7 protein-coding genes and 1 pseudogene are annotated in these 6674 nt (G+C 38.0%); all 8 read left to right on the top strand.

Going from position 1 to position 6674, the window contains the following annotated elements; translation table 11 throughout:
* The first annotated feature begins 20 nt into the window (after positions 1-20).
* The 8 genes and pseudogenes from CCC17_RS06020 to CCC17_RS15190 all read left to right on the top strand — a co-directional run bounded on the left by CCC17_RS06020 (position 21) and on the right by CCC17_RS15190 (position 6589).
* A complete protein-coding gene (locus tag CCC17_RS06020; protein WP_287082720.1) occupies positions 21-350 on the top strand; it encodes a hypothetical protein in 330 nt (109 codons plus the stop codon).
* Entirely contained in the window at positions 337-1686 is a 1350-nt protein-coding gene (locus CCC17_RS06025) for an L-cysteine desulfidase family protein (RefSeq protein ID WP_138276796.1), read from the top strand. Before CCC17_RS06020 ends, CCC17_RS06025 begins: the two co-directional genes overlap by 14 nt.
* A gap of 13 nt (positions 1687-1699) precedes the next feature.
* Positions 1700-1978, top strand: a complete 279-nt coding sequence (locus tag CCC17_RS06030; protein WP_287082722.1) for a family 4 glycosyl hydrolase — start codon at positions 1700-1702, stop codon at positions 1976-1978.
* Positions 1929-3077 carry a family 4 glycosyl hydrolase gene (locus CCC17_RS06035; protein ID WP_287082723.1) on the top strand — a complete coding sequence of 383 codons (1149 nt, stop codon included), beginning with the start codon at positions 1929-1931 and terminating at the stop codon, positions 3075-3077. Before CCC17_RS06030 ends, CCC17_RS06035 begins: the two co-directional genes overlap by 50 nt.
* Positions 3074-3637, top strand: coding sequence for a carbohydrate kinase family protein (locus CCC17_RS06040; protein WP_287082724.1), 564 nt, complete (start codon positions 3074-3076; stop codon positions 3635-3637). The genes CCC17_RS06035 and CCC17_RS06040 overlap by 4 nt, the downstream gene beginning before the upstream one ends.
* Entirely contained in the window at positions 3601-3978 is a 378-nt protein-coding gene (locus CCC17_RS06045; RefSeq protein WP_287082726.1) for a carbohydrate kinase family protein, read from the top strand. The genes CCC17_RS06040 and CCC17_RS06045 overlap by 37 nt, the downstream gene beginning before the upstream one ends.
* Before the next feature lie 754 nt (positions 3979-4732).
* Positions 4733-4897, top strand: a complete 165-nt coding sequence (locus tag CCC17_RS06050) for a hypothetical protein (protein WP_173738098.1) — start codon at positions 4733-4735, stop codon at positions 4895-4897.
* Positions 4898-4922: 25 nt separating this feature from the next.
* Positions 4923-6589 (top strand): annotated as a pseudogene (locus CCC17_RS15190) (IS66 family transposase).
* The last annotated feature ends 85 nt before the right edge of the window (positions 6590-6674 follow it).

Below are 6674 nucleotides of genomic sequence, written 5' to 3' on the forward strand. Positions count from 1 at the left end.
AAATAGAGGGATCCTATTATATGGATTCAGGATATCCGGCAACGATCAATAATAAAACGGCAGCTTGCTGGGCAGCTGAGATTTTGAAAAAGGAGATTCCGGAAGTGGAGATTTTAACAGAAGGAGAACCATCTATGCTAGGAGAAGATTTTTCATGTTATGGAACAGTATGTCCATCTCTGTTTCTGAGACTAGGCTGTTGGAAAGAGGATGAAAAACGGCATTTTCCACTACATAGTAGTTGTTTTGAGATTGAAGAATCAATATTGTTGGATGGAATTGCAGCCTTTTGTATTCTGGCATCTGCATTTTCGGAAAAGGGGTTTGAGAGGATAAATGAAAAATACTGAAAGGATGTATAGGGGTAGCAGCAAAAATTGTCAAAAAACGTTTGAAGATTTAAAGGATGGTAGAGAGAGAATAGAAAAAATCTGTCGAGAGTTGTTAAAAAATGAAATTATCGTAGCCCTTGGATGTACAGAACCGGGAACGATTGCTTATGCAGCGGCGTGTGCGAAGGAGATTTTAGGTGCGATTCCGAATCATATGGAGATTTATGTGAGTGGTAATATTTTGAAAAATGTGAAAAGTGTAGTTATTCCAAACACTCAAAATCTTAAAGGGATAGCGGAAGCTGCTTTTTGCGGAATTGTAGGAGGCAATCCGAAACGAAAGTTGGAAGTTTTGAATACTTTGACTATGGCAGACGTTGAAATGGTACGAAAGCTTGTAGCGGAAGAAAATATGTACGATGTGCATCTTTCGAGAGTACAAGAGCCCCTATATGTACGAGTTGAATTGATTAGAGGAGAGCATACCTCTCTGGTGGAAATTCAGAAAAATCATCTTAATATAACAAAGGTACAAAAAGATGGGAAAGATATTACAAGGCAATATCAATACAGAGAATGTGTTGGAGAGGTTAATGGCAGTGAATATAAGCTGAAATTGAAAGATATTTACAATTTTGCATATGAAACAGAAATTGGCGATTTGGAGAATCTCATGAAATTGCAGATCACCCACAATGGGAGAATAGCAGAAGAAGGAATGAAAAATGATTATGGAGCGAAGGTAGGGAAGAATTACCTGAAATTGCATGAGAAAGAAAAAACAGCCGTATTAGCGGCATACGCAGCAGCAGGAAGTGATGCCAGAATGGGAGGAAGTATTCTTCCGGTAGTTGCTAACAGCGGCAGTGGAAATCAGGGAATTACTATTGCGGTGCCTATAGCTATTTATGCCCAGAAAGAAAATAAAAGTAACGAGATGCTGTATAGAGCATTGATATTTGCAAATTTGGTTTCAATTTATATTAAAAGAGGTATAGGAAAGTTGTCGGCATATTGTGGTGCAGTTAATGCGGGATGTGCTGCGGTTTGTGGAATTGCATATTTGGATCAACAGCCATTATCAGTAATTGAAGACATTATCACAAATACATTGGCAACGATATCAGGAATGTTATGTGACGGAGCAAAGCCATCTTGTGCTGCAAAAATAGCTATGTCAATTGAGACAGGTCTTTTATCCTATGAAATGGCAAAAAATCAATGCCGTTTTATAAGTGGGGAAGGAATTGTTGGAAAAAATGCGGATAAAACTATTGAATCTGTTGGCATAATTGGGAAAGATGGCATGAAAGAGATGGATAGTAAAATTCTGGAAATTATGATGGGAAATTAAAGGAGATGATGTTATGAAATTAACAGTTATTGGTGGATGTGGTTCACGAAGCTTGATGTTGGCAAAATGTTTGGCACAGCATGCGGAAGACCTTGACATTACAGATGTTGTATTTATGGATATAGATAAAGAAAGAGTCCGGGTGTTTGGCTCTATGGTGAGAGAGGTATTTTCCAGAATTGCACCTTATGTTCAGTATCTCTGTACAACAAATGAGAAAGAGGCTGTAATGGAGGCAGATTTTGTTTATTACAACTATTCGTGCGGGAAAAGAAGAAAGCCGTATTATTGATGAACGGGTAGCACTAAAGAATGGGGTAATAGGGCAGGAAACGACAGGCGTTGGTGGCTTTGCTATGGCACTTCGTTCTATTCCAACATTAATTTATTATTGTAGGTTGATTGGTGAGTATTCTAATCCAAACGTTATGGTATTTAATTTTACAAATCCAGCTGGTCTTGTAACGCAGGCATTAAGAAATCAGGGATATTCGTTTGTGTATGGTATTTGTGATGCACCGTCTGGATTTTTAAGACAGGTAGCAGCTTTGTATGACTTGGAATATTCTGATTTAAAGGTGCAGCTTATAGGATTGAACCATTTATCTTATTTTACCAGTGTAAAGAAGGATGGACAGGAAATACTTTCGGAAATTTTGAAAGATTCACGGCTTTATGAACATACAGATATGCGTTATTTTGAGCCAAAGCTTGCACAACATATTGGTTGTATGCTGAATGAATATCTGTATTATTTTTATTATAGAGAGGAAGCTCTTCGGAATATTCAGAAAATAGGGGAAACACGAGGAGAAAGAATTAAGAAAATCAATGATCATATGTTGAAGGAACTTGGACAGTATGATGCAGCAAGAGATTTTGATAAAATGTTAGAAATCTACAGTGAACATATTTATATGAGAGAAAGTAATTATATGCAGGGGGAAACTTCTGTGGCAAGAGATGAGGCTTGCATTCCACGATTTGAACTTTATACAAAAGATGAAGGTGGATATGCAGGGGTTGCACTGGCATTTATGAAAGCAAAGATTACTGGTACAAAAGGAGAGATGATTTTGTGCGTCCCCAATCATGGAACTGTGGATTGGTTAGAAGATTCAGATATAATAGAGGTATCCTGTAATATTTCAAAGAATGGGGCCACACCAAAGAAAGGTCTATATGAATTACCAGAATGTGCAAAACAGCTGATTCGTACTGTGAAATGTTATGAGAGACTGGCTGCAGAGGCGATTGTGGAACGGAATACAGAAAAGGCTATTGACGCATTGATGATAAATCCACTGGTAAACTCATATTCTTTGGCAGTAAAACTGTTAGGGGAATATCTGGAGGTCTATAAGGAGTATACAGGAGGATGGACATTATGAATAGCGTAGGTGGATTTGGAATTGCCAATGTGGATATCATTTTTGGAAATGCTGACAGAATTCCAAAGCTTGGAGAAGAGATTTATACGCCAAGCTGCTTTAAGCAACTTGGCGGAGGTGTAGTTGCAACACTGATTCAGCTTTCAAGGTTGGGTGTTCCGGTGAAACTTGCAACTTATATAGGAAATGGTTCTCTTAGTAAATATCTTGTAAAAAAATTGGAAAAGGAAAAAATAGAGTACATTAACATGTTATCAACGGATGAAGAAGATCCAGTTACTCTCAGTTGTATTGTTTCCTGTGAACAGGACAGAGGTATTGTTTCCTATAAACCTAAAGAAGAAGCGTTTAGGGTGGACAGTAAAAAAATTTATGAATTTTATAAGGATTGTAAAATTGCTTTTCTTTCTCTTGAACAGAAAGAGTTTTGTAAATCTTTGAAAGAAGCAGGATGTATTATCGTGTTGGATTCTGCATGGAATGATATGTTAAGTTTGGAATGGTATTATGATTTTTTCCGTATGTGGATTATTTTATTCCGAATTCCATGGAGGCGATAAAAATAACAGGCGAAGAAAATCCGGAAAAGGCATTGGAAAAATTGGGTCAGTATTTAAAATATCCAATTGTAAAAAATGGAAATAAAGGATGTCTTTATAAAGAGGATGGAGAGATTCATACTGTTGAACCGCTTCCAGTAAAACATGTAGATTCAACGGGTGCAGGTGATGCATTTGCAGCTGGATTTATGTATGGATTATATTATGGTTATAGTTTGGATGATTGTATACGGTTTGGAAATATTACCGGCGGGTATGCGGTAACAAAAATGGGATGTTTAACTGCAGAAATAGATGAACAGAAACTTTTAAATTATTTTCATAATATTTATAGGAGATAATGGAGAGAAGAATTTTTAAATAAATGTTTACACAAAGCGAGGAGATATTTTTCCTTCATATAGAATGATGAAATATAAGAGTCCTATATTTTCTGAGTGACATATAACAGGGAAAGCTAAAAAGCAATTTCGAAGAGCAATAAATAGAGGAAAAATTTAAAAATGGCCGGATCAGAAAGAGGAATTTATCCTAGATGGGGGGCGACTGCCAGTTCCTGGAACCGGTGCTGCATCACGGAGAAAGACAGAAACACCATCTTCAGGTGGAAATCCTTCCGGATTCTCCTGAAGGGAGTACGCCTTTTTATCTGATGTCGTTTATTATTGCTTGACGCAAAAAACCAGATGCCGTATACTGTAACTGTTCATCGGAGGGTTGATTGTTCGACGGAAACAATGGCTGGATAAGATGACAGGCTGAGATGCCTGTTGCTTATCCGTTACTGTTCAGGGGTATGTATAAGTCGTTGTTAAAAATGACGAAATTTATTTTTTTATTTTGTAGATAATCATTTTCAGCAGGAAAAACTGTGTTTATAGTTTTTTCTGCTGCTCTTTTTATGAACAGTTATACACCGGGTTCTGCTTTTAAGTCCTCTTTTTTTTAAGTCTCAAGATTTACATTAATACTTTTTTATCATAAAACAAATAGTTTATCCACAGTCAGAATGACGAAAGAGTGTTTTCTGGTAATTCGCTTTTTTCCTACGTTTTTGTTATACTCTTTTTAACAAAAAACACGAGAGGTTTCTTCATGGACATTGATTTAAAAGAAGAGCTTAAGAAACGCGATGAACTTCTTGCTGGTTATCTCAAACAGATTGAGATCCAGGAGGAATTTATCCAGAAACAAAAAGAATTGATCGAATATCTGGAAGATCATATTTCTAAGATCACAGACATAATCAGTGGCGTTTGATTATAACTGTGCTGGAGGGAAATATATGCCTGATGCTTATGATCACATCACACTCATGTGCCGGCTGAAAGCCACACAGGCCAGAAATAAAGAACTGGAATCCGGCAAAGATATATCCAGCTGAAAGAACTCCATCAAAAGGAGTACAGACTTTATGAACATAAGATCCGGAAGCTGGAATCTGCGATAGCAAATGCACATAAAGAGGCAATCTGTGTACGTAACTACTGGTTTCAGGTTCTGGAAGACATGCTTTTGGAGTTTGAGTCTATGCAGAAAAAGGCAGCCCAGGAACTTCAGGAGATGGAGAAGCGGGCCCTTCTTGCTGAAAAACAAAGAGATGATGCCCTGGATAAGGTAAAAGAACTCCGGCTTCAGTTTTACGAAACAGCTGCCAGACTGGAAGAAGAACAGGGAAAGAATCTGAAACTCCGTGCACAGATAAACCGGGATTATGAAAACTCATCGATTCCTTCCTCAAAAATCATTAAGCGTAAAAAGATCACAAACAGCAGGAAAAAATCAGGCAGAAAGCCAGGCGGCCAACCCGGTCATAAAGGACACAGCCGAAAGAAACAGGAGCCTACACATCCTATAATATCTTCCTCCACCAGAAGAGGTGAGTGAAGACTGTGCTTTTAAAAAGACTGGAAAAACGATCATAAAACAGCTGGTAAGCATCCGTATGATACTGGATATGACGGAATATCATGCAGATTTTATTATAACAATAAAACGGGCGAACGTGTACATGCTGCATTTCCTGGTGTTGTTGATGATGTAAACTACGATGGCAGCATTCGGGCATTTTTGTTTCTCCTGAACAATGACTGTTGTACTTCTATTGATAAGAGCAGAAAGTTCCTGTCAGATCTGACAGGTGGAAAATTAAACATTTCTAAAGGAATGGTAAGTAAACTCAGCAAAGAGTTTGCTTTAAAAACTGAGCCTGAGCGCAGGTCTGCTTATGCAGATATGCTGCTTTCTCCAGTCATGCATACAGATTGTACAAATGCCAGAGAGAACGGAAAGAGCTGTTATGTATATGTCTGTGCAACACCTGACGGAAAAGCTCTTTATTTTGCACGCAGAAAAAAGGGGCACGAAGGTGTAAAAGGAACTGTTACTGAGGATTATCAGGGAATCCTTGTCCATGATCATGATATCACCTTCTACAACTATGGGGAAGATCATCAGGAATGTCTTGCACATGTGCTGAGATACCTGAAATCCAGCATCGAAAATGAACCAGATCGAACCTGGAACAAAAAGATGCATTCATTGATACAGGAAATGATCCACTTCCGAAATAAGTCCCAGGTGCCATACACCCCGGAGACAGAAAAATCTTCCGAGTTTGAAAAACAATACCTGAAGATACTGGAAACTGCCCGAAAGGAATACGAGGACATTCCAGTAAACACTTATTATAGAGAAGGGTATAATTTATTCCTGAGAATGGAGAAATACATACGGAATCATCTGCTGTTTTTGCATGATTTCCGGATACCTGCTACTAATAACGAAGCGGAAAGGCTTCTGAGGAATTATAAGCGGAAACAGGCGCAGGCTGTGACATTTAGGAGTTTCGAGAGTATCGATTATCTCTGTCAATGCATGAGCATGCTTATTTTGATGCGGCTGGAAGAACCAGAGAATATATTTGATAGAGTGTCCAAGATATTTGGATAAAGAAAACCGATGGCTTTGACTGTTATCAGTCTACACCATCGGTTTTCTTAAGTCCAGCTAACCTCTGAACAGTAACTAAAATTTT

The organism is Blautia sp. LMAG:36 (assembly GCF_008680535.1).
GTDB lineage: Bacteria > Bacillota > Clostridia > Lachnospirales > Lachnospiraceae > Blautia_A > Blautia_A fusiformis.